Genomic DNA, 1,183 nt, shown 5'->3' with positions numbered 1-1,183 from the left:
CTGCTTTACAAGGTATTGAGTATTCAGTTTCATCTTTTACTATATCAGATGGTACATATTCATCTTGTTTTTATTTTGGAACAGGATTTCATGGAATACATGTTATGATTGGTACTGCTTTTTTAGCAGTAGGTTTTTGACGTATGTTAGCTTATCATTTAACTGAAAATCATCATTTAGGTTTTGAATCTGCTATATTATACTGACATTTCGTAGATGTTGTATGATTATTTTTATATATTTCCGTATACTACTGAGGGTCTTAAATAATTCTCCATTATCTTATTATACATTTGTAACTTTTCTTTGTATATAAAACTAAAAAGCAGAATATAAATAAAATTTAAGCTATTCTAAGTATATATGGAATATGTATAAAATAAATAAAATTTTATGAAAACATAATAACCATTTATAATTTATTTAATTATGTTAAGTATTGTAAAGAAATTTTTCAAATACATTTATATTAAAAAAAGGAATATGCAACAAATGGTTTTGCCTTATGATTGCAGATCAATAAGAAGGAGTTCGAATCTTCCATATTCTTTAATAATAAATAATTTATAATACCTTTATAAAAGTCAGGATATTGGTATAGGTCCGTAAACATTATAACTGAATAAAACCCTTTATAATAGAAAACTTATTTACACAATAAAAAAAAATAAATAAAAAGAGTATGATTTAATAAATATTTATTAACAAATAAATATAATCTAAATAAAAAGATACAATAAGTCTAGTAGTATAAAAAATTTGAGTTTGATGATGGCTCTGAATGAACGCTATCCAAATGCTTGACACATGCTAATCAAACGTCTAATTTAATTAATATTCAGTTATTGATTAATTATGAAGTGGTGTACAGGTGAGTACATTATCTTATAACTACCTTAAAGTAAGGAGGAAAAAAGATCCCTTATAAAAAAAAGATAAATAAATTATCGCTTTAAGATGTTAATAGATATTCTGGATGAGTAATAGAAAAAAAAAATCTAGCTCGAGATCCGGCAGTCGAGACTGAGAGGTCGATCGACCACACTGGGTCTGAAAAAAGCCCAGGGCAGAATTGTACAGCAGTGGGGGATATTGGTCAATAGTCGAAAGACTGAACCAGCAACTTGGAAGAATGGAAAATGAAAGTCGTATAAAGTTCTAGATAAAATAAAGAGAATGACGA

The 1,183-nt window shown here is 26.7% G+C and carries 1 rRNA gene and 1 pseudogene; both read left to right on the top strand.

What is annotated here, in order from left to right:
- The first annotated feature begins 14 nt into the window (after window positions 1-14).
- Window positions 15-206, top strand: a pseudogene (locus tag ACYVEA_RS34475) (cytochrome c oxidase subunit 3).
- Between the two features lie 547 nt (window positions 207-753).
- Window positions 754-1,183, top strand: a 16S ribosomal RNA gene (locus tag ACYVEA_RS34470); the annotation flags it as partial.

The sequence above is a fragment of the Spirosoma jeollabukense genome (assembly GCF_054777855.1).
The sequence above is the reverse complement of the archived record's forward strand: the minus strand, read 5'-3'. Positions and strand labels throughout refer to the sequence as shown.